Here is an 18,888-nt window from a genome sequence, read left to right on the forward strand (position 1 = left end):
CCTTGCACTCATGCGAACCGGAATGCGCTTGCAACGGAAGACGGCAATCGCCATCGCCCTCGCCGCGCTGACGACTGGGGCGGTCACCATCGTCTGGTGGCAGTGGCCCGCGCGCGTGGAAACCGCGCTGCCCACGCGCGGTCCGGCGATCGAGGCGGTGTACGCCACGGGCACGGTCGAACCCACGGTGATGGTGCCGGTGGCGCCGCGCGCCGGCGGACGGCTGGTGGCGATCGAGGCCGAGGAAGGCGCGCCGGTAAAGCGCGGCCAGGTGCTCGCGCGCATCGAGTCGATCGACCTCGATCAGACCGTGCTGGAGATGCGCGCGCGCGAACAGTTGGCGCGCGCCCAGTTCGAGCGCACCCGCAACCTGGTGGAGAAGCGCTTCGTCGCGCCGGCCGAGCTCGACCGCACGCGCAGCGAGCTACAGGTCGCGCAGGCTGCTGCGAAGCGGGCCCAAGCCCAACGCGACTACAACCAACTCGTGGCCCCGGCCGACGGCATGGTGCTGCGCCGCGATGGCGAAGCCGGTCAGTTCGTGCCTGCCGGCCAGGCGGTGTTCACGCTGGCCTGCTGCGCGCCGCTGCGTGTGACGGCTGAGGTCGACGAAGAGGACATCGCCCGTGTCGCGGTCGGCCAGAAGGTCACGATGCGCAGCGATGCCTTGCCCAAGCGCCTGTTCGACGGCGAGGTGGCCGAGATCACGCCCAAGGGCGATCCGGTGTCGCGCAGCTACCGGGTGCGCGTCCGCCTCGCCGACGCGCCCGCCGTCGATGCCGGCCCGCTGCGCAGCGGCATGACGATGGACGCCAACCTGATCGTGTCGCGCCGCGAAGGGGCGCTACTGATACCGAACCGCGCGCTGAAGGGCGACGCCGTGTGGGTGATGGCGCAGGGTCGAGTGAAGCGGCGCACGGTGAACAAGGGCGTGGTCGGCGGCGAGCGCACCGAGATCGTCACCGGACTCGCGGATGGCGAAGAAGTGGTGCTGTCGCCGCCCGACGCGTTGCGCGACGGGCAGCGCGCGCGCAGCGCGCCCGCCTCGGCTGCCTCGGCACCATCGACCCAACGGTGACGCCATGGCGATCGCACTCGACGTCGCGCTGGCTCACCTGACTAGTCGCAAGCGGCAGACCCTGGTCTCGCTCACCGGCGTCGTGCTCGGCGTGGCCTTCTTCCTCGCTGTGTCGGGGCTGATGCGCGGCTCGGAGGCAGACTTTCTCAAGCGTCTGGTCGACAACAGCCCGCACATCACCGTCTACGACGAGATGCGCCACGGCCGCGCGCAGCCGGCCGCGATGCGCTGGCCCGATGGCGCAGTCAGCGTGCACAACGTGCGGCCGCCGCGTGAGACGCGCGGCATACGCGGCTGGTCGCAGCGGCTGGCCGTCATCGAGGCTTTGCCGGGTGTGCGCGCCGCGCCGGTGCTCGCCGACGCAGCCGTGCTCACCTTCGCTGGGCGCCAGCAGGGCGTCACCTTGTCCGGCGTGGTGCCAGAGAAGATGAAGCATGTGACGACCATCGAAGAGAAGATGCTCGAGGGCTCGCTCGAAGCGCTTGCTGCCGACCCCAACGGGGTTGTCGTCGGCCGCGGCCTGGTCGACAAGTTCAGCCTGCGCCTGGGAAGTACGCTGATCGTGCTGGCCGCCGACGGCACCAGCCGATCCTTGCGCGTGGTCGGCATCTTTCGCACCGGCAACGCCACGTACGACGAGGCCCAGGCCTTTGTGCTGCTCAAGCGCGCGCAGTCGTTGCTGGGGCGCGAGAACCGCGTCAACCGCTTTGTCATCCAAGTCGCCGACCCGTATGCGGCGCAGAGCGTGGCGCAGACCATCGAGGCCGCCACGGGCTACAAGTCGGTGTCGTGGATCGAGGCCTCGGAAGACCTGCTGAGCCTGCTTCTGGTGCGCAACATCATCATGTACAGCGTGGTCTCGGCGATCCTGGTGGTGGCCGCGTTCGGCATCTACAACACGATCTCGACCATCGTGATGGAAAAGACGCGCGACATCGCGATCATGAAGTCGATGGGCTTCCACGCGCGCGACCTGCGCCGCATTTTCCTACTCGAAGGGCTGATCGTCGGACTCATCGGCAGCGCCTTAGGCGAACTGCTCGGCCTGTCTCTGATGCGGCTGCTGGAGCAGATCGAGATCCGTCCGCCCGGCGTGACCGAGGTCGTGCACCTGCCGATGTTCTGGGGCGCCGAACAGTACGCGCTGGCGGCGGCGTTTGCGATGCTTTCGTGCCTGGCGGCCTCGTATCTTCCGGCGCGGCGTGCCGGACGCGTAAATCCGGTGGACATCCTGCGGGGTGCGGCATGAGTGGCGGTGAATCGGCGTCTGGCCCGGCGATTCGCGTCGAACACGTGACCCGCACGCTCCAAGGCGAGGTGCCGGTTACGCTGGTGAGCGACGTGAGCCTGCAGATCGAGCGCGGCGAGTTTGTCTGCGTGATGGGGCCTTCGGGCTCGGGCAAGTCCTCCCTGCTATACCTGCTGGGGCTGCTCGACGTGCCCACGCGTGGACGCGTCTGGATCGACGGCGAAGATACGAGCAGCTTCGACGACGACCGGCTCACGGATTTTCGGCTGTTGCGGCTGGGCTATGTGTTCCAGTTCCATTTCTTGCTAGCCGAGTTCAGCACGCTCGACAACGTGTCGCTGCCCATGCGAAAGCTGGGCCGCGTGTCCGACGAAGCGGCCCGGGCGCGCGCCGCCGAGCTATTGGATCGATTCGGCCTAGCGGGCCAGCACCACAAGCGGCCGAGCCAGTTGTCGGGTGGCCAGCGCCAGCGCGTCGCGATCGCCCGTGCGCTGGCGAACGACCCGCTCGTGATCCTCGCCGACGAGCCGACCGGCAACCTCGATTCGGTCGCCAGCACCAACGTGCGCGACATCCTGCGCAACCTGACCCACGAGTTCGATAAGACCGTGGTTGCCGTCACGCACGACGCCAACTTTGCCTCTGTGGCAGACCGGCGCATCGGCATCGTCGATGGCCGCATCGACATGGCATGGCGGCCGGATTGACGCCAGCCGCTTGGCCGCTGTTCCACGGTTCGCGCGCACATGTTGAGTTTGCTTCCATGGCGCGCCTTGTCCCTGCGCGCGAGGCTCGACACCGTGCGCACGACGAACCGGACGCCATCGCTGTCGAGGAGGATGGTCTGAGTCTCGATCGGCTTCAGTGCACCGTCTGCCAGGGCGCGCCGCATTGCGTTTTGGACGATGACGCTTCCTAGATGAGCAATCGGCCTCGCCCTCGTTGTGGCTGCGGATCACGGTCTCGATCGAAGGGTTGAGCGCGCCGTCTGGATCGCTGGCCCCACACCGCGATGAATGGCAACTCTGCCCCATAAACGCAGCTGCGAAGCGGGTGTACGAGGCGTAGAGACCAAGAGCCAAAGACCATGCCGCGATCACTCACCAGCGTTCTTGGGCCTTGGCGGCGTTGGGGGCCGTCCGTGGTGACACGACGCTGGTCGCGTTGGCCCAGCAGCACGACGTGCCTCCCAACCAGATCACGGACAGGAAGGCGCAATTGCTCGAGCGGCCGCCATACGGGGCATGCCGCTGGTGTGAGTGAGCGAATCGCGGCTGCCATGGGGGTCGCGCTTGCACGCCGGCACGTTTCCCAAGAAACAGGCCGATAGCGACGATGGTGCAAGAATAAGGTGTGCAGCAGTCCGTGGCCGGCACGCAAAGCCCGCGTGGCAGGCAGCCCTGACTAGCGCAGTACCAGAACGGGCGTGTGCGAGTGGGTCAGGACGTGCAGCGTCTCGCTACCCATCAGCAGCCGCGTGAGGCCCCGGCGCCCGTGCGAAGCCATCACGATCAAGTCGCACTCGTGGGTTTTGGCGACGTCGACGATGGACTCGGCCACCAGGTTCGACTTCATGACCACGGCCTCCGCACTGCGAACCCCCTTGGCGTGCGCGGCGCTTTTGACGGCGTCGACCAACTTCTGGGCGGCAGCGACCGAACGATGACGCGACTCTTCGATCTCCCGGTCGTTCAACAACACGGTCGAGCCGTCAAAGTAGCTGTGCGGTTCGAGGTGAGCCACAGTGACTGCAAACAGCTCGGCCCCGGTCAGCAAGCTCAGGTCGATCGCCTTGGCGACGGCCTGTTCGGACAGCGCGGAACCATCGGTAGCGACAAGAATGCGTTTGAACATGGCGATTCTCCAAGAATAGCGAAGATTACTCCCGATTGACCCAGATCTTGCGTGCCGGCGGGCGCCGGGCAAATCCCCTCCGCAGTGGAGTGTGAAGATTGAGTTCGACGCGGACGCGAAGCGGACAAGTACGTCGTGTCGCTCCAGAATGCTGGGATGCTGGCCGAAAGCCCTTATCGCTTGTGACCCTTCCACCATGGACCATGTCAAATTCGCCCTGAGGCTGCTGGTCGCCCTGTTTTTCATCACGCTGATCTTCTTCTGGCTGGAAGCCGCATGGGATTTGTCGCACGCGATTGACCCAGCCACCGGGGAGGCCGTGCGGCTGTCGCAACTTCGAGCGACGCCGGCGATGGTGCGCGCACTCTCTTCGTCCTTCGCCGGCGCCTACAACACACTGATCGCCCTGCTGTTGACCTTCATCTCCCTGGCCATCCCGATCACAGCCAATCTCTACACGCCAAAGCTGATCGAAATCTTCATCCGCGACCGTATCAACCTGTTCGTGCTCTGCACCTGCGCGATTCTCGCCGCCCACAACCTGTTCGCCTTCAGCCTTTCGTTCGACCAATGGACCGGACAACTGCCGTTCGCGATTGCGGTTGCCGGTGCGATCTTCGGCTGGCTCTTGCTACTGCCGTACTACTTCTATGTCGTCAGCTTCATTGACCCGCTGACGATCATCAAGCGGGTGCGCAACAGCCTGATGCACGAACTCGACGACGCTGCCGCCGGCAAGTATTCGGTGGCTGTGTCCCAGCATCGCGTCAACCAGAAGATCGCCAACCTCGGCAGCGTGCTGCTGCGCGCGGCGGATCGAGCTGATCGCGACGTGACGTTCGACGCAATCCAGACACACATGCTGGAACTGGCTCGCCTGCGCGATGTGAAGACGCGGCTGCCCGAGAAGTTCTTCCAGGTCAGCAACGACCTGCTCGTCGGCCTGTCCGGCGACGCCACCGACATGCTCAGCGAGGCCCGCATCTGGATGGAGCACCGCATTGCCATTCAGTTGGTCCTGGCCTTCAAGAGCGTGCTGGGGAAGATGCCGGACGGCGTGAGCGCCATGGCCCAGGCGGTCAAGAACGCCGCGCACGAAGAGGCGTGCCGGCGCAACGATGCTGTCTTCGACCTGCTCGTGCGCATGCTGAATTGTTTCACGCGCGAGGCGATCAAGAAGAAAGAGAACGCCTCCGTCTTCAATGTCGTCTACTCGTACAAGGCCCTGATCCGTCGCCTCCTCAGCGACCGTCCCGAGCAGGTTCCTCGACTGGTACGCTACCTGCGCTTTTACGCCGAGTACGCGCGCATGCAGGGGCTGCCTTTCATCTATGAACTGGTCAGTTACGAGTTGAGCGAACTGACCGAGCGCGCCTACGAGCGCAAGGCTGCGCCAGCGCGGGAGCTGCTCGATGCCGTGCTCGCCTTCGACGGCGCCGCGCAGAGCGTAGGCTTGGTCAAGTCGCGTGCAATTCTCGCGGCCTATTTCCTCGAGTGCGGGTTGACGCAGGAGTTGGAGCTCGTGGAGGCCTCGTTGCGGGGCGTGACGCCGGCTGTCATCGAGAAAGCGAAGCACGGCATCCTTTCCGTGCAGGACCGAGTGTTCTGGGAACTGAATGACCGCGGCCTCAACTTCGACTTCGTCGAACCGCAGCGCCGGACGCGGGTGACCGAAGTCTTCGAACGGCTGAAGGCCAACACAAGCTGACTGCCGGGACCGCGTCATCGAACAAACGATGCGCGCCCGCCATTCGACCAAGAGCCGATGATCGGCAACGCCGCCTACGCCCAGGCTGACGCGCTGCAGCAAGCCCTTGACGTCGCGCGGGGTGTGGCATTCCATGCGGTGGCCGACGTTGGCGAGGTACTCCCCGTATTTCACCTTCTTGCTGGTGGCCGGTGCCTTCACGCTCTTGACGACCGGGCCGTAACTGGTCGGCAGACGGATGTTGTATTTCGACTTGGGTACTTCATTCCTGACGCGGGCTGCACCCTCAGGTAGGCGATGATGGCGGCAAGTTTGGCGAACGACCGAATTTCAGGCCGACAGAACCGCGTTCAGATTGCAGGCGCAGTTTGGCCCCGAAGCGCAGTCGCCCGAGATTGAAGTGGCCCTTTCGGATGAGACGCAACAGCTCAATGCCTGGTCGCGGGCGACAGAGCGGTTCTAGGTTCTATTTGGCCAGCTCCCTGATCCGGTCGACGACCTCTGGATTGGCGAGGGTGGACACGTCGCCTGGATCCTGACGGTTCGAAATCGCTGCGAGCACGCGCCGCATGATCTTTCCCGAGCGCGTCTTGGGCATGTCGGGAACGACGATCACCCGGCGCGGACGCGCAATGGCGCCGATTTCGGACACCACCGATGCCGAGACACGGTCGGCAATCTCCGCGGAAGGTGCCAGCCCCAGCTTCAACGCGACATACAGGTCGGGCACCTTGCCCTTGACCGGGTCGGCCACCGGAACCACGGCCGCCTCGACGACCTCTGGCACGAGCAGCGCAGCCGATTCGATTTCCTTGGTGCCCAGGCGGTGGCCGGCAACGTTGATCACGTCGTCGATGCGGCCGAGGATGCGGTAGTACCCGTCGGCCGCTTGCACCGCGCCGTCGCCCGCCAGGTAGGGCCAGTCGCGCCAGTCCTTGCTCTTTGGGTCCTTGCAGTAGCGCGAGTAGTACTGGCGCACATAACGCTCGGGATCCTTCCAGATCGTCTGGAAGCCGCCCGGCCAGGGATTGCGGATGCAGATGTTGCCGGCCTTGCCCGAACCGCTGGCGAGCTCCTTGCCCTGATCGTCGTAGATCACCGGATGAATGCCGGGAATCGCGGGCCCGGCGCTGCCGGGTTTCATCTGGTGGATGCCCGGCACCGTGCTGCAGAGGAAGCCGCCGGTTTCGGTCTGCCACCAGGTGTCCACGATGACGGCTTCGCCCTTGCCGACCATGCGGTGGTACCACTTCCACACCTCTGGCTCGATCGGCTCGCCAACGGTCGTCATGTGCTTGAATTGGTGGCTGTATTTCGCTGGCTCGTCGGGTCCGTCGCGCCGCAGCGCGCGGATTGCCGTGGGCGAGGTATGGAAGATATTGACATCGAGTTGTTCAGCGATGCGCCATGGCCGGCCGGCATCCGGATGGGTCGGAACGCCTTCATACACGACCGTTGAAGCAGCGAGCGCCAACGGGCCGTAGACGATGTAGGAATGGCCCGTGATCCAGCCGATGTCGGCCATGCACCAATACACGTCCTCGGGGTGGATGTCCTGGATGTATTTGGATGTCCAGGTGACGTAGGCGAGGTAGCCGCCGATCGAATGTTGGCAACCTTTCGGCCGCCCGGTGGTGCCGCTCGTGTACATCAGGAACAGCGGCGCCTCGGCCGGCATCGGCACGGGCTCGACACGATGGCCGCGGAACTTACCGAGCAGGTCGTTGACGATGACGTCGCGCCCCTCGACCAGCTGCTTGGCGCTCGAGGTTTTGCCCGGGTAGCGCTGCCAGACCAGGACCTTGTCGACCTGCTGGCCGAGGCTGGCGGCCTCCTTCACCGCGATGTCAGCCTTTTCCTTGTGATCGAGCAGATGGCCGGCACGGTAGTACGCGTCCATCGTGATCAGCACGCGGCTCTCGGAATCCCAGATGCGGTCGGCACAAGCCTTGCCGCTGAAGCCGCTGAACACCTGCGAGTGGATCACGCCGAGCCGCGCGCAGGCGAGCATGGTAATCGGTAGTTCCGCCACCATCGGCATATGCAAGGTCACGCGGTCGCCTGCCTTGAGTCCGCAGAAGTCGCGCAACAGCGCCGCGAACTCGTTGACGCGGACGAACAGCTCTTGATAGGTCAGGTGCTGTACCGGCTCGTTCTCCGGTTCGGGCACGAAATGGATCGCGGTCTTGTTCTTGTGTTTGACGAGGTGGCGATCGACGCAGTTGTGGCAGGCGTTGATCCTGCCGCCGACGAACCAGCGCCAGAACGGCGGGTTGCTGGCGTCGAACGTCGTCTGCCAGTGCTGGTACCAGTCGAGAAGGTCCGCGAACTCCTTAAAGCACTCGGGGAATTTGTCAAGGGCAAAGCGCTGGAAGATGCCGGTGTCGGTCAAGTTGGCCTGCGCGATGAATCCGCCGGGCGGCGCGACGTAGTCCTCTTCCGGCCAATGCACCGCGATCTGTGCCTCGGAGACATCGACAGTCTGCTGCTCCGCGGCATGGCGAGGCGACCTGTGTTCAGTCATGACGATCACTCCTTTTTTCGGGCAGATCGAATTCCAAACAGAAACAACTACACCACTCTACCCATGCTTGTCAACCCGGAGGTTTTGGCCTAGCCTCTGGTTGGACGCGTCACCAGCAGAAAAGGAGGATCAATCATGGATCTTCTCGTGGAACGTACGGATGTATGGGCAGCGGACATCCAGGACCGGCCCGGCGGCCTTGCCGAGGTGCTGGATACGCTGCGCGAAGCGGGGGCAGACCTGCAATTCATCGTTGCGAGGCGTAGGCCGGACAAGCCCGCGACGGGGGTCGTCTATGTCACGCCGCTGCAGAACGACCGTGAAATCCGTGCGGCGGCACAGGTAGGCTTCAACGTGACGCAAAGCCTTCACTCGGTTCGAGTCATGGGCCCGGATCGCCCGGGCATCGCTGCGGAGTTGACGCAAAAGCTTGCCGCCGGGGAAATCAATCTTCGCGGCTTCTCGGCCTCCGTGATCGGCAAACAGTTCGTGGCCTATATCGCGGTCGACTCCCTGGGCGACGCCAACAAGGCGATGGAAATCCTGTCGAAGGTCTGAGATCGCGACGAGGGGATCTGGCGCACGAAATGCGGTGGTTGCGTGCGGGCACGGCTGTACAGCTGCCGCGCGTTTGCTCCCGCTGGTTCGGCATTGAGCCGGTTGAGGTCAAGCTGTAAGTCGAGCCTGCGACGCGAAACGCGTGCCGGAAAAAGGCAGGCTCGGGGTGTTTACAGAAATGAGGCGGGACAGAGCGGGTGGATAGCGATTCGGTACTGTCGGATTACGCATCAAACTGATGCTTCACCAGAACTTCCACCATGGCCGCGGTTCGGGGCTGCTCGGTTGCTCGGGCGTCGCGAGAGGCGAGACCTGGCTGTCCCGCACGCGGCGACGAAGTTCGGCCTCGAAAGCATGCGCGAGGCCAAAGGCGAGCTCATCCCCGCGTGCGGCCCGACTGCGCCATTCCCGGGCCAACTCGGCCAATTGATCGTCGTCGAGTTCATGCGGCGGCACGCGGTCATTCACGTCTGCTCGTTTCTCTATTTCGTTGGGAGAAGACATTCAGTGCCTGATGAGGCGGCTACGCAAAATACCGCCCGCCGCGTTGTCATGGCCGCCGCTGGGCTTGACACTTTCAATCGTCGAGTTGCGCACAAGGCCGAGGATCGCCATGTGGCTCGGCGACTCTCGTGCTGACCGGGGGCCGCCGCGAGCGGCCCTCGAAGTTTCGCAGTCCCCGTCACCGACAGCACGTATCGACCAGAGCCATTGGGACCAGATCGCGCTTCGCAGACCGTCCCCGAGAAAAATGCATGCGCCCAGCATCCGAACTGGGCAAAGATTTTCGGGCCGCCGACACCAACCACTGTACCGTCCGACAGTTTTCTCAAATGCTCTCGCTCGCGTCAGCGTCGATCAGGGCTTCGCAGCCATTTCCTCGTCTTGCTCCATTCCGCTTGGGACGAAGGTGACGCCGTGGTGCGCCAAGTAGTCGCGAATCAGACGTCGAACGACCTGCGAAGGCGTGACATCCTGGCGGGCGCAAAGTGCCTCGAAGGCCTTTTTCTTCGAGGGATCGATCAGCACCGTCAGGCGCGCTGTCTTGAGTTCCATGAGCTATCCCTATGTCAGTTTCATGATAATAACAGTATCATCCAGCGCAATCGAATTGCAAGCCAGGCCAAGGCGTTTCTGATGCCCGCTTTGGCCGAGATGCCGGAGCTGTTCATTGCATTGTCTCGTTGATTCCTGCGCACCGCACGCGGCTTGGCCGTCCGGTTCGCTGAAGCGCGCAACCGGACGAGTTCGAGACGGCTTCGCGGCGCCCAAGGCTCTGGAACACCAATGACGGCCCTCAGCGCCGCCGTATTCGTCTTGGTGCTGGGCGCCGCAGCCTGTTGCTGCCCGTGCGCAGCGCCACGCATGCTGGCATCGGGATATTGTCGCAAGTGGTCGCAACGGCCTTGATCTGTGCAACGGTGACACCTATTCTGGCCGGTGGAGCACCCGTGGTCGGCGAACTGGCCTGGGCCTAGCCGGCGGGCGCGCTGCGGGTACGGTTGGACGCACTCGGCGCCTTCTTCCTGGCCTGGTCACTCCCGATGACCTTGCTGGGCAGCGTCTATGCGGTCGGCTACCTGGGGCCGCACTTCACATCGAAGCGGCATCTGGGGGTGCACTACGCACTGCTGAACCTGATGGCCTTGTCGTTCGTGCTCGTCTACACCGCGGATCATGCACTGATCTTCCTGCGTGGCTGGGAGACCGCAGCTCCGGCCGCATGGCTTCTCGTCCGCCTCATCCGCTCACTTTCGTATGCGGGGTGCTCGACCTGCTTGGTATTGCGAGCTGAGATATTTGAACCACGATTCACCCGCATCCGCCCGGCTCGGTCTCGTGAGCTGTCCTGGAAGCTCTCGCAGCCGACAGTCTGCCGAGCATGACCACTAAAACAGCGCCTACCGCGCCGCAGACGTACCTTGCAATGGCATTCTGCGGGACCATCCACGCGATCCCGACATCGGTGGCCAGCATGACACCGCTGATCCAGCCAAGAAGTAATCCACCTGCGGTCCCGACGATCGGGTAGCGATCCATCAGCCGCAATGCCAAGCGGCTGCCGACAACGATGATGGGGATGCTTACCAGCAGCCCGAACACTACGATCGGCATCTTGTGCCGGATGGCGGTGCTTTCAGCTGCCGCGGCAATCGCCAACACGTTGTCGATACTCATCACCAAGTCGGCGGTGATCACGGTCCGTATGACTCTGCCGAGTTGCTCGGTGCTCCCGATATGCGCATGCCTACTGCCTTTATCTTGCGGGAGCACCAATCTGACCCCGATCCATATGAGTTGCTCCACCGCGCCTGGCGCGACCCACGACGCATGAAACCTTGTTGTAATTGAGGGGCGGCGTCCGGCAAAGAGGTCGGTTTGTCCTTGGTGCCTCGAACCCTTATATCAGTTGGACCCGCGGCTCCACGAGCACCCCCTACTGTCGCCTGGGGCGTTTCGCCCCTGAGCACGCATCTCAGACTTCGATGACGTGGGCCGCACGCCGATGTCGCCGCACATTGGAGGCGATCATGGAAGTCATCTATCCGCGCTGCGCGGGCCTGGACGTTCACAAGCAAACCGTGGTGGCGTGCGTTCGCATCGCCGGCGACGGCCCCCCGTTGCAGGAGGTGCGCACCTTTGCCACCAGCACCTCGGGTCTGTTGGCCCTGGCTGACTGGGTCGACTCGTTCGGCGTCGAGCAGGTGGGTATGGAGGCCACGGGCGTCTATTGGAAGCCGGTGTGGCACGTGCTCGAAGGCCACTTCGAACTGGTGCTGGCCAACGCTGCGCACGTGAAGAACGTGCCTGGGCGCAAGACCGATGTCAACGACGCAATGTGGCTGGCCGATCTGCTGGCCCACGGCTTGATCCGCGCCAGCTTCGTGCCGCCGGTGGCCGTGCAGGAGCTGCGCACCCTCACGCGCACGCGCAAGCAGTTCGTGCGCGAGAGGAGCGCTCATGCTCAGCGCATCGAGAAGGTGCTCGAAGACGCCAACCTCAAGCTCAGCGTCGTGCTCAGCGACATCCTGGGCAAGAGCGGGCGCGCGGTGCTGCAGGCCATCATCGACGGCCACGACGACCCCGAGCGCCTGATCTCCTGCATTGGCCGCGTCAAGGCCAGCCGCGCCGAGTTGCTGGAGGCGCTGCGCGGGCGCGTCAGTACGCACCACCGCTTCATGCTCAAGCTGCACCTGGGGCACATCGACGCGCTGGACAAGGCCATCGCCGACATCGAAAAGGAGGTGGGGCTGGGGCTCCAACCGTTTCGACAAGCCGCCAGGCTCCTGAGCACCATGCCGGGCCTGAGCGCTGTCAGCGCCCATGTCATCGTGGCCGAGATCGGCATCGACATGTCGCGCTTCGCCACACCCGGCCATTTGCTGTCCTGGGCCTGCCTGTGCCCGCGCAACGACGAGAGCGCCGGCAAGCGCCGCAGCACCCGGCTGCGCCGCGGCGGCAAATGGCTCAAGACCACGCTGGTGCAGGCCGCATGGTCCGCCGTGAGGGTCAAAGGTGGCTACCTGCAAGCGCAGTTCCACCGTCTGCGTGCCCGCCGCGGCGCCAAGAAGGCCATCATCGGCGTGGCCGCCTCGATGCTCACAGCCGCCTGGCACATGTTGCGCGACGGTACCGAATGGCACGACCTCGGCGCCGCACACTTCGACCACGCAGACGCCCATAAAACCGCCAACCGCCTCATCCGACGGCTCCAACAAATCGGCTACGCCGTGCAGGTCACACCTGTTTGAAGAAGGTCGTTTCATCTCCTGTCTCGTCGACTTCATCGCAGGGGTGCGGACTTTGTGGGAGAGACAAGGCCGCTCTCGCAAGCCGTTGGAGGGGTGCGTTGACGGAACAGCTGTTGCTTCGGTCTCCCAGGTTCTAGTTGACGATGCCCGAAACGTCGATGTTGTGGTGATCGAGCCGATCCATCAAGGCCTTGAACATTCCGGCGCCTTCTCGTTGTTGTTGTCGGCCGTACGGGCGGCGACGGGTAACGCCTCTGCTGCATCGCCGCATCACGGTTGGCCACGCCTGCAGCGATCCGGCCTCCGTGCCCACCAAACATGGTAATATAATTACCATTGCAATTACACATTCAACGCATTACATTTGCCTTGAAGCTTATGCCTCCTTGAGCGCGTTGGCTAGCCCAGCGCCGAGAAACCGCGTCGCTGGCCACACTTGCCGTGCGGAGGCTCGATGACGTGGGGTTCGTTCGTCTGACTCTTGTTGTTGTTCTGGCAGCGACGGCAATTGCAGTTCGAGTTGGCCGGCGGTGCTCACCGAGACGACGGTTGATCAACGTCGTTCGAGGGGCCTGAGGCGACACCATGCCCCAACAGCATTTCAACAAGCCCGCCGCGGCCGGCGGATCACATCTCAACCACAACCTGATGCTGGTGCAGTTTCTGCCGCCCGGCGGGGAACCACGAGTTTGTGCAGCACTCTGGCGCGAGGGTGACCGTGTACACCTCGCAGCGCCGCTCATGCGCGCACGCAACGGTGTTCGGGACCCGAAGTCCTATGCACGACAGTTTCCCAATGCCTTGGCGTCGATCGATGCCTTCGAAGAAGCCATGACCTGGCTGGATGCAGCGTGCTATGGCGCTGCCGACCCGCGCGAGGTTGATACCGCATGTCAACAGCACCCCGAGTGGCGATTGCGATGCGTGCGGTACGACGGAGGCGATGCCAACCTGTTGGGGCTGGCAGGCCTGATTCGGGCTGCGGAGACAGCCGGCGCATTCCCGGAGGCGATCATGCGCGATTGCCTGCTGGAAATGATCAGGCAAATCCTGAAGAACGACCCTGAGCTGGTGGCAGGTCAGATCGAATCGACCTCTCAAAAGGGGGACGACGTCGCAACGCTGGACCTCGGGCTGGATCGAGTGGTGATTGTCACCTTGCTCGCGGACATCGCCTCGACGGACGTCGTACGTCAAGGGGTGCTGGCCCACCACAGGATGACTGCCCCGAACAATGCACGGACCCAATGTCTGCTCGTAGTGCCCAATCTCCAAATCAACCAGCCGACGTTCCTCACCCCGCGCGTGGTGATCACCAACATGGACACTGATCACGTTCGTGCCTCGCTGGTACATATGGCCACGCGCTGAAACCAGAGCTCCCCAATCAAGAAACAGTAGACCAACCTTGCCCATGTCCGACAGTTCCGCATCTGCGCAGCACATCAAACCCTTCATTTACGAGACCGTCAGCTCCAAGGCTCTCCACTTCTGTATCAGTCACACTCAAAGCCGCATGCGACTCAACGACCCGTACGCGCTCGCTCTCGAGTACACACGCACGATGATGGGGTTCCTGCTTTTCAAGCCGGAGCCGCGCAGCATTGGGATGGTCGGCTTGGGCGGCGGGTCGCTGGCCAAATTCTGCTACCGCCATTTGAGCCGCGCTCGAATCCAGATCGCCGAGATCAATCCGATGGTGATCGCGTTGCGCGAGGAGTTCCACATACCGCGCGATGACGCGCGGTTCATCGTTTTTCAAGCCGATGGGGCGGACTTTGTACGCCGTGGTCCAAATCGTTTCGACGTATTGATCGTCGACGGCTATGACCTTGAGGGACTGCCCGCGCAGCTGTCTTCTCGAAGCTTCTACGACGACTGCCGCGAGTCGCTCCAGCCCGACGGAATCATGGTGGTCAATTTGCAGTACGGTGACCCTGAAACCGACGAGCACCTGGCTCACATCCGTCGCAGTTTCAATGGCTCGGTCCTGGTGGTCGATGACGGCGAGGAGAGCCATAGCATCGTGTTTGCCTGCAAAGGTGATGCCCTCGAGACGTACCGCTTGGGAGCGATTCGCAGGCCGCCAAACCTCGACCCAGGCGCCGCCAGCCAGTTGCTCGCAGGGTTTGCACTGATCGCATCGGTGCTGAGAGACCAGCGAAGCTAGACCTCTCCAATTGCATGGCGTTCATATACTATGTGTCGCGGGTACCTGTTGCATTGCCATGCTGAGGATCCATGGAGCTCAAAACTGCGCGCCTGACTCTGCTCATTGATCCTCATAAGAAGGAAGCCTTCGAGCGGCTTTGTGCGCCGCAGGATCGGACGGCGTCGCAGATGGTGCGACAGCTGACCCGTGACTATCTCGCGCAGCACGGTGTCCAATACATGGCGCGCGGCGTGAGCGCGCGTGAGTTCGCCGCCCGCTTTGACTTACCGGCGCTGTGGCCGAAATCGGGCTCGCCGGACGCCGCTCCTTCGGCCGTGAGGCGTCGAGCCGTGCGCCCCAAGGCCTGAGTCATGAGCAGCCTGCCTCCCGTCGCGCAATGGCTCCATCTCGACTGGATACTCGTTGTGACGGTGGCCTGGTTGATCGTGGGGGCCACTGGGATCTTCGCCCTGCATCGATTCAGCCTGGTGTCCCAAGTGCTCTTCCCTATCGGGGCACTGCTCGGATTGGCGCTCTTCGGCCTGGCCCTGGACGCACTGCTTGGCCCCCCCGAGGTCGCCGTGCTGCCCATCGGGCTGCCGGCATTGCCGTTCCATCTCCGCCTGGACAGCCTGTCGGCCTATTTCCTGATGGTGGTCGGTGGCGCGTCAGCCGGCATCTCCACATTTGCGGCCGGATACTTCCGCAAGGGCGAAGGCACGCCACCCGGCCTGCTGTGCCTGGAGTACCACGTATTTCTGGTCAGCATGGTGGGGGTGATCCTCGCCGACGACGCGTATTCATTCATGGTGATGTGGGAGACGATGGCGCTGTCGTCGTTCTTCCTGGTGACCGCGAACCACCGCATGGCCGAGGTGCGCAGCGCCGGTTATCTCTACATCACGATGGCGAGAATCGGTGCGATCGCTGTCCTGCTGTGCTTCGGTGTGCTGCAGGCCAACACGGGCGACTACACCTTCGCCAACATGCGCGCCCAGGCACTGTCGCCGTTCTGGGCCTCGGCCGGCTTCCTGCTCGCCGTGTTGGGATTCGGCGCCAAGGCCGGCATCCTGCCCTTGCATGTGTGGCTGCCCGAAGCCCACCCCGCCGCGCCATCTCCGGTCTCGGCCATGATGAGTGGGGTGATGCTCAATACGGCCATCTACGGTCTGTTGCGCGTGTCTTTCGACCTGCTGCACACGCACTTGTGGTGGTGGGGTGGGCTGCTGCTGGCAGTCGGGTTGGCGACCGCCCTGTTCGGTGTGATCTTCGCGGCGGTGCAGACCGACATGAAGCGGCTGCTGGCCTATTCGTCGATCGAGAACATGGGCCTGCTGTTCGTCGGCATGGGCCTGACCTTGATTTTCTCGGCCTACGGCATGAAGCCGATGGCCGCGCTCGCGCTGACCGCGAGCCTCTATCACGTCGCGAGCCACGCCTTTTTCAAAAGCTTGCTCTTCCTCGGCACCGGCAGCGTGCTTCATGCCACTTCCGAGAGAAGCCTCGGCAAGCTGGGAGGCCTGATCCGAAGCATGCCCTGGGTAGCCTGGCTCACGCTGTTGGGCGTGCTGACCAGCGCGGGTCTGCCGCCGCTGGGAGGCTTCGTGTCGGAATGGCTGCTGCTGCAGAGCTTCCTCTTCACGCCGGGGCTGCCGGTGCCGTTGCTGACCATGCTCATCCCGGTGGTCGCCGCGCTCATCGCTCTGGTGGCCGCGCTGGCCGGCTACACGATGGTCAAGTTCTTCGGCGTGATCTTCCTCGGGCAGCCGCGCGAGGACAAGCTCACCCACGCCCACGATGGCGGCCGCTGGGAGCGCATGGGTATGGTGTGGCTGGCGCTCGGCTGCATCGCGCTCGGACTGCTGCCGACACAATTCATTCAGCTGATAGACCCCGTGACGCAGCAGCTTGTCGAGTCGGGCCTCGGCGCCAAGGTAGCAGCCAATGGCTGGCTGTTGGCGCCGAACAGTCTAGCGCAGGCCAGCTACGGCCCCGTGATCTTCCTGCTCGGCATCCTGGGGAGCTTTGCGCTCGCCTTCCTGCTCGTGCGGAAGCTCTACCACGGCCGCGTGCGTCGCGGCCTGCCCTGGGCCTGCGGCTTCCCGTGGAGCACAGCACGCATGCAGGACACCGCCGAAGGATTCGGCCAGCCGATCCGCCAGATCTTCGAACCTTTCTTCCTGATGCGGCGTGATCTGCCCACGCCCTTCGACGCGAAACCGCGCTACCGCGTGACGGTGGAGGATCACTTCTGGCGCTGGCTCTATGTGCCCATCGCCGATCTGGCGGCGTACCTCGCGCGACTGATCGGCCTCATGCAGCAAGGGCGGATCTCGGTGTACCTGCTGTACAGCTTCCTGACGCTGGTGGCCACGTTGCTCGTGGTGATGCGATGAGGTCGCCATGAGCTTCGCCGGCTTCATGTCGCAGTTGCTGGAGATCGTCATCGCGATCGGGCTGGCGCCCCTGCTGACCGGCTGGGTCAACCTGTGGCGCGCGTGGCTCCAGAACAAGTCCGCGCCCAGCCTCTGGCAGCCCTACCGGATGCTGCACAAGCTGTTCAACAAGGAGTCGATGGTCGCCGACCATGCATCGCGACTGTTTCGCGTCGCGCCCTATGTGATGTTCGGCTGCATGGTGCTGGCTTGCGCCATTATCCCCACGCTGTCGACCGATCTGCCGTTGGCGCCAGCGGCCGATGCGATCGCGTTGGTCGGCCTGTTCGCCCTGGCGCGAGTGTTCATCTCGTTGGCCGCCATGGACATCGGCACCGCGTTCGGCACCATGGGTGCGCGGCGCGAGATGCTGGTTGGTTTTCTTGCCGAACCCGCCCTGTTGATGGTGCTGTTCTCGGCTTCGCTGATTTCCCAGTCGACCTCGCTCACCACGATAGTCGAGACGCTGGCGCACCGCGAACTGGCGATCTATCCCGGTATGGCCTTTGCCGGGGTTGCATTCACGATGGTGTCGCTGGCCGAGAACGCGCGCGTCCCGGTCGATAACCCGGCCACGCACCTCGAGCTGACGATGATCCACGAGGCGCTCATCCTCGAGTACTCGGGCCGCCACCTGGCGCTGATCGAATGGGCGGCCAGCCTGAAGCTGTTCGCCTATTCGTGCATCGGCCTGGCCCTGTTCTTCCCTTGGGGCGTTGCCGAGGCCCAGGCGCCGCTGGAGATGTTGCTGGCGCTGCCCGTGCTGGTGATCAAGCTCGCCGTGGGCGGCTTTCTGCTTGCTGCGCTGGAGACGGCAAGCGCCAAGATGCGCATCTTCCGCGTGCCCGAGTTCCTGGCCACCGCCTTTCTGCTTGCGGTGATCGGCATGCTGGTGCACCTGCTGCTCAACCAGTGACATGAGCAGCAGCATCCTGACCCAACTTGTCAACCTGCTCGGTGCGGTGCTGCTGATGCTCGCATTCGCGATGATCTCGCAGCGGCGCATCCTCACCCTGATTCACCTGTTCACGATGCAGGGTGCTGCGCTGGCGCTCGCGACCGCCGTGGTCGGCTTTGCGACCGACCAGCACCACCTGTACCTGTCGGCCGGGCTGACCTTGGTGCTCAAGGTGCTGTTGATCCCGTACCTGCTGCACCGGGTCATCGACCGTCTCAACATCCGCTGGGACGTCGAGACACTGATCAATATCCCGACGACGATGCTGATCGGCATTGGGGTCGTGATCTTCGCGTTCAATCTGGCGATACCGATCTCCCAGCTGTCGTCAGCGCTGGCCAGCGGCACACTGGGCATCGCGCTGGCCTGCGTGCTGCTGTCGTTCCTGATGATGATCACGCGTGCGAAGGCGGTTCCGCAGGTGATCGGCTTCCTCGCGATGGAGAACGGCCTGTTCTTTGCCGCCACGTCGGCAACCTACGGCATGCCGATGGTGGTCGAGTTCGGCATCGCGCTGGACGTGCTGATCGGCGTGCTGATCCTGGGCGTGTTCATGTTCCAGATTCGCGAGCAATTCGACAGCCTGGACATCCGCCACCTCGAAAATCTGAAGGACGACTGAG

The 18,888-nt window shown here is 63.7% G+C and carries 17 protein-coding genes and 1 pseudogene; 12 read left to right on the top strand and 6 right to left on the bottom strand.

Going from position 1 to position 18,888, the window contains the following annotated elements:
- The first annotated feature begins 22 nt into the window (after window positions 1-22).
- From ACSQ86_RS36955 to ACSQ86_RS36965, 3 genes are read left to right on the top strand one after another with little or no spacing between them, the layout of a single operon-like run.
- Entirely contained in the window at window positions 23-1,075 is a 1,053-nt protein-coding gene (locus ACSQ86_RS36955; protein WP_436310865.1) for an efflux RND transporter periplasmic adaptor subunit, read from the top strand.
- Window positions 1,076-1,079: 4 nt separating this feature from the next.
- Entirely contained in the window at window positions 1,080-2,324 is a 1,245-nt protein-coding gene (locus ACSQ86_RS36960) for an ABC transporter permease (protein WP_093110224.1), read from the top strand.
- 44 nt (window positions 2,325-2,368) lie between these two features.
- Window positions 2,369-3,031 (top strand): ABC transporter ATP-binding protein, encoded by a 663-nt coding sequence (locus ACSQ86_RS36965; protein ID WP_436307648.1) that lies wholly within the window; start codon window positions 2,369-2,371, stop codon window positions 3,029-3,031.
- 53 nt (window positions 3,032-3,084) lie between these two features.
- On the opposite strand, the pseudogene ACSQ86_RS36970 reads toward ACSQ86_RS36965, so the two are convergent.
- A pseudogene (locus ACSQ86_RS36970) lies at window positions 3,085-3,216 on the bottom strand (hypothetical protein); the annotation flags it as partial.
- A gap of 512 nt (window positions 3,217-3,728) precedes the next feature.
- Window positions 3,729-4,178, bottom strand: a complete 450-nt coding sequence (locus ACSQ86_RS36975) for a universal stress protein (RefSeq protein ID WP_436307647.1) — start codon at window positions 4,176-4,178, stop codon at window positions 3,729-3,731.
- Window positions 4,179-4,269: 91 nt separating this feature from the next.
- Between ACSQ86_RS36975 and ACSQ86_RS36980 the strand changes: the two genes are divergently transcribed.
- On the top strand, window positions 4,270-5,886 hold the full coding sequence (locus ACSQ86_RS36980; protein WP_436307646.1) for a DUF2254 family protein: 1,617 nt from the start codon (window positions 4,270-4,272) through the stop codon (window positions 5,884-5,886).
- Window positions 5,887-6,352: 466 nt separating this feature from the next.
- Here ACSQ86_RS36980 and acs read toward each other — a convergent pair whose 3' ends face one another.
- Window positions 6,353-8,410: an acetate--CoA ligase gene (gene acs, locus ACSQ86_RS36985; protein WP_436307645.1), complete on the bottom strand. Its 2,058-nt coding sequence runs from the start codon at window positions 8,408-8,410 to the stop codon at window positions 6,353-6,355.
- 135 nt (window positions 8,411-8,545) lie between these two features.
- Here acs and ACSQ86_RS36990 point away from each other — a divergent pair, with 135 nt between their 5' ends.
- Entirely contained in the window at window positions 8,546-8,968 is a 423-nt protein-coding gene (locus ACSQ86_RS36990; RefSeq protein WP_093110230.1) for an ACT domain-containing protein, read from the top strand.
- 243 nt (window positions 8,969-9,211) lie between these two features.
- Here ACSQ86_RS36990 and ACSQ86_RS36995 read toward each other — a convergent pair whose 3' ends face one another.
- The 3 genes from ACSQ86_RS36995 to ACSQ86_RS37005 form a co-directional block, all read right to left on the bottom strand.
- Entirely contained in the window at window positions 9,212-9,472 is a 261-nt protein-coding gene (locus ACSQ86_RS36995; RefSeq protein WP_436307644.1) for a hypothetical protein, read from the bottom strand.
- 354 nt (window positions 9,473-9,826) lie between these two features.
- Window positions 9,827-10,024 (bottom strand): ribbon-helix-helix protein, CopG family, encoded by a 198-nt coding sequence (locus ACSQ86_RS37000; RefSeq protein ID WP_436307643.1) that lies wholly within the window; start codon window positions 10,022-10,024, stop codon window positions 9,827-9,829.
- Between the two features lie 756 nt (window positions 10,025-10,780).
- The gene (locus ACSQ86_RS37005; protein WP_436307642.1) at window positions 10,781-11,275 is read right to left on the bottom strand and encodes a TerC family protein; all 495 of its coding nucleotides are present in this window, start codon (window positions 11,273-11,275) and stop codon (window positions 10,781-10,783) included.
- Between the two features lie 224 nt (window positions 11,276-11,499).
- On the opposite strand from ACSQ86_RS37005, the gene ACSQ86_RS37010 reads away from it, so the two are divergent.
- From ACSQ86_RS37010 to ACSQ86_RS37040, 7 genes are all read left to right on the top strand, one after another.
- Window positions 11,500-12,720: an IS110 family transposase gene (locus ACSQ86_RS37010; protein WP_436307641.1), complete on the top strand. Its 1,221-nt coding sequence runs from the start codon at window positions 11,500-11,502 to the stop codon at window positions 12,718-12,720.
- 585 nt (window positions 12,721-13,305) lie between these two features.
- The gene (locus tag ACSQ86_RS37015; protein ID WP_436307640.1) at window positions 13,306-14,091 is read left to right on the top strand and encodes a hypothetical protein; all 786 of its coding nucleotides are present in this window, start codon (window positions 13,306-13,308) and stop codon (window positions 14,089-14,091) included.
- 43 nt (window positions 14,092-14,134) lie between these two features.
- The gene (locus ACSQ86_RS37020) at window positions 14,135-14,890 is read left to right on the top strand and encodes a fused MFS/spermidine synthase (RefSeq protein ID WP_436307639.1); all 756 of its coding nucleotides are present in this window, start codon (window positions 14,135-14,137) and stop codon (window positions 14,888-14,890) included.
- Between the two features lie 71 nt (window positions 14,891-14,961).
- The gene (locus tag ACSQ86_RS37025; RefSeq protein WP_436307638.1) at window positions 14,962-15,240 is read left to right on the top strand and encodes a ribbon-helix-helix protein, CopG family; all 279 of its coding nucleotides are present in this window, start codon (window positions 14,962-14,964) and stop codon (window positions 15,238-15,240) included.
- 3 nt (window positions 15,241-15,243) lie between these two features.
- Window positions 15,244-17,268 (top strand): hydrogenase 4 subunit B, encoded by a 2,025-nt coding sequence (gene hyfB / locus ACSQ86_RS37030; protein WP_436307637.1) that lies wholly within the window; start codon window positions 15,244-15,246, stop codon window positions 17,266-17,268.
- Window positions 17,269-17,275: 7 nt separating this feature from the next.
- Complete coding sequence (locus ACSQ86_RS37035; RefSeq protein WP_093110235.1) at window positions 17,276-18,223, top strand: respiratory chain complex I subunit 1 family protein; 948 nt, start codon at window positions 17,276-17,278, stop codon at window positions 18,221-18,223.
- 1 nt (window position 18,224) lies between these two features.
- Window positions 18,225-18,887, top strand: coding sequence for a formate hydrogenlyase (locus tag ACSQ86_RS37040; RefSeq protein WP_436307636.1), 663 nt, complete (start codon window positions 18,225-18,227; stop codon window positions 18,885-18,887).
- Window position 18,888 lies beyond the last annotated feature (1 nt).

Source organism: Variovorax sp. LjRoot130, from assembly GCF_964253755.1.
Lineage (GTDB): Bacteria > Pseudomonadota > Gammaproteobacteria > Burkholderiales > Burkholderiaceae_C > Variovorax.

What these genes read in the sequence shown, in the direction of transcription:
- ACSQ86_RS36955 (WP_436310865.1), top strand. Translation starts at nt 23, where the DNA reads ATGCGCTTGCAACGGAAGACGGCAATCGCCATCGCCCTCGCCGCGCTG.
- ACSQ86_RS36960 (WP_093110224.1), top strand. Translation starts at nt 1,080, where the DNA reads ATGGCGATCGCACTCGACGTCGCGCTGGCTCACCTGACTAGTCGCAAG.
- ACSQ86_RS36975 (WP_436307647.1), bottom strand. Translation starts at nt 4,178, where the DNA reads ATGTTCAAACGCATTCTTGTCGCTACCGATGGTTCCGCGCTGTCCGAA.
- acs (WP_436307645.1), bottom strand. Translation starts at nt 8,410, where the DNA reads ATGACTGAACACAGGTCGCCTCGCCATGCCGCGGAGCAGCAGACTGTC.
- ACSQ86_RS36990 (WP_093110230.1), top strand. Translation starts at nt 8,546, where the DNA reads ATGGATCTTCTCGTGGAACGTACGGATGTATGGGCAGCGGACATCCAG.
- ACSQ86_RS36995 (WP_436307644.1), bottom strand. Translation starts at nt 9,472, where the DNA reads ATGTCTTCTCCCAACGAAATAGAGAAACGAGCAGACGTGAATGACCGC.
- ACSQ86_RS37000 (WP_436307643.1), bottom strand. Translation starts at nt 10,024, where the DNA reads ATGGAACTCAAGACAGCGCGCCTGACGGTGCTGATCGATCCCTCGAAG.
- ACSQ86_RS37010 (WP_436307641.1), top strand. Translation starts at nt 11,500, where the DNA reads ATGGAAGTCATCTATCCGCGCTGCGCGGGCCTGGACGTTCACAAGCAA.
- ACSQ86_RS37015 (WP_436307640.1), top strand. Translation starts at nt 13,306, where the DNA reads ATGCCCCAACAGCATTTCAACAAGCCCGCCGCGGCCGGCGGATCACAT.
- ACSQ86_RS37020 (WP_436307639.1), top strand. Translation starts at nt 14,135, where the DNA reads ATGTCCGACAGTTCCGCATCTGCGCAGCACATCAAACCCTTCATTTAC.
- ACSQ86_RS37025 (WP_436307638.1), top strand. Translation starts at nt 14,962, where the DNA reads ATGGAGCTCAAAACTGCGCGCCTGACTCTGCTCATTGATCCTCATAAG.
- hyfB (WP_436307637.1), top strand. Translation starts at nt 15,244, where the DNA reads ATGAGCAGCCTGCCTCCCGTCGCGCAATGGCTCCATCTCGACTGGATA.
- ACSQ86_RS37035 (WP_093110235.1), top strand. Translation starts at nt 17,276, where the DNA reads ATGAGCTTCGCCGGCTTCATGTCGCAGTTGCTGGAGATCGTCATCGCG.
- ACSQ86_RS37040 (WP_436307636.1), top strand. Translation starts at nt 18,225, where the DNA reads ATGAGCAGCAGCATCCTGACCCAACTTGTCAACCTGCTCGGTGCGGTG.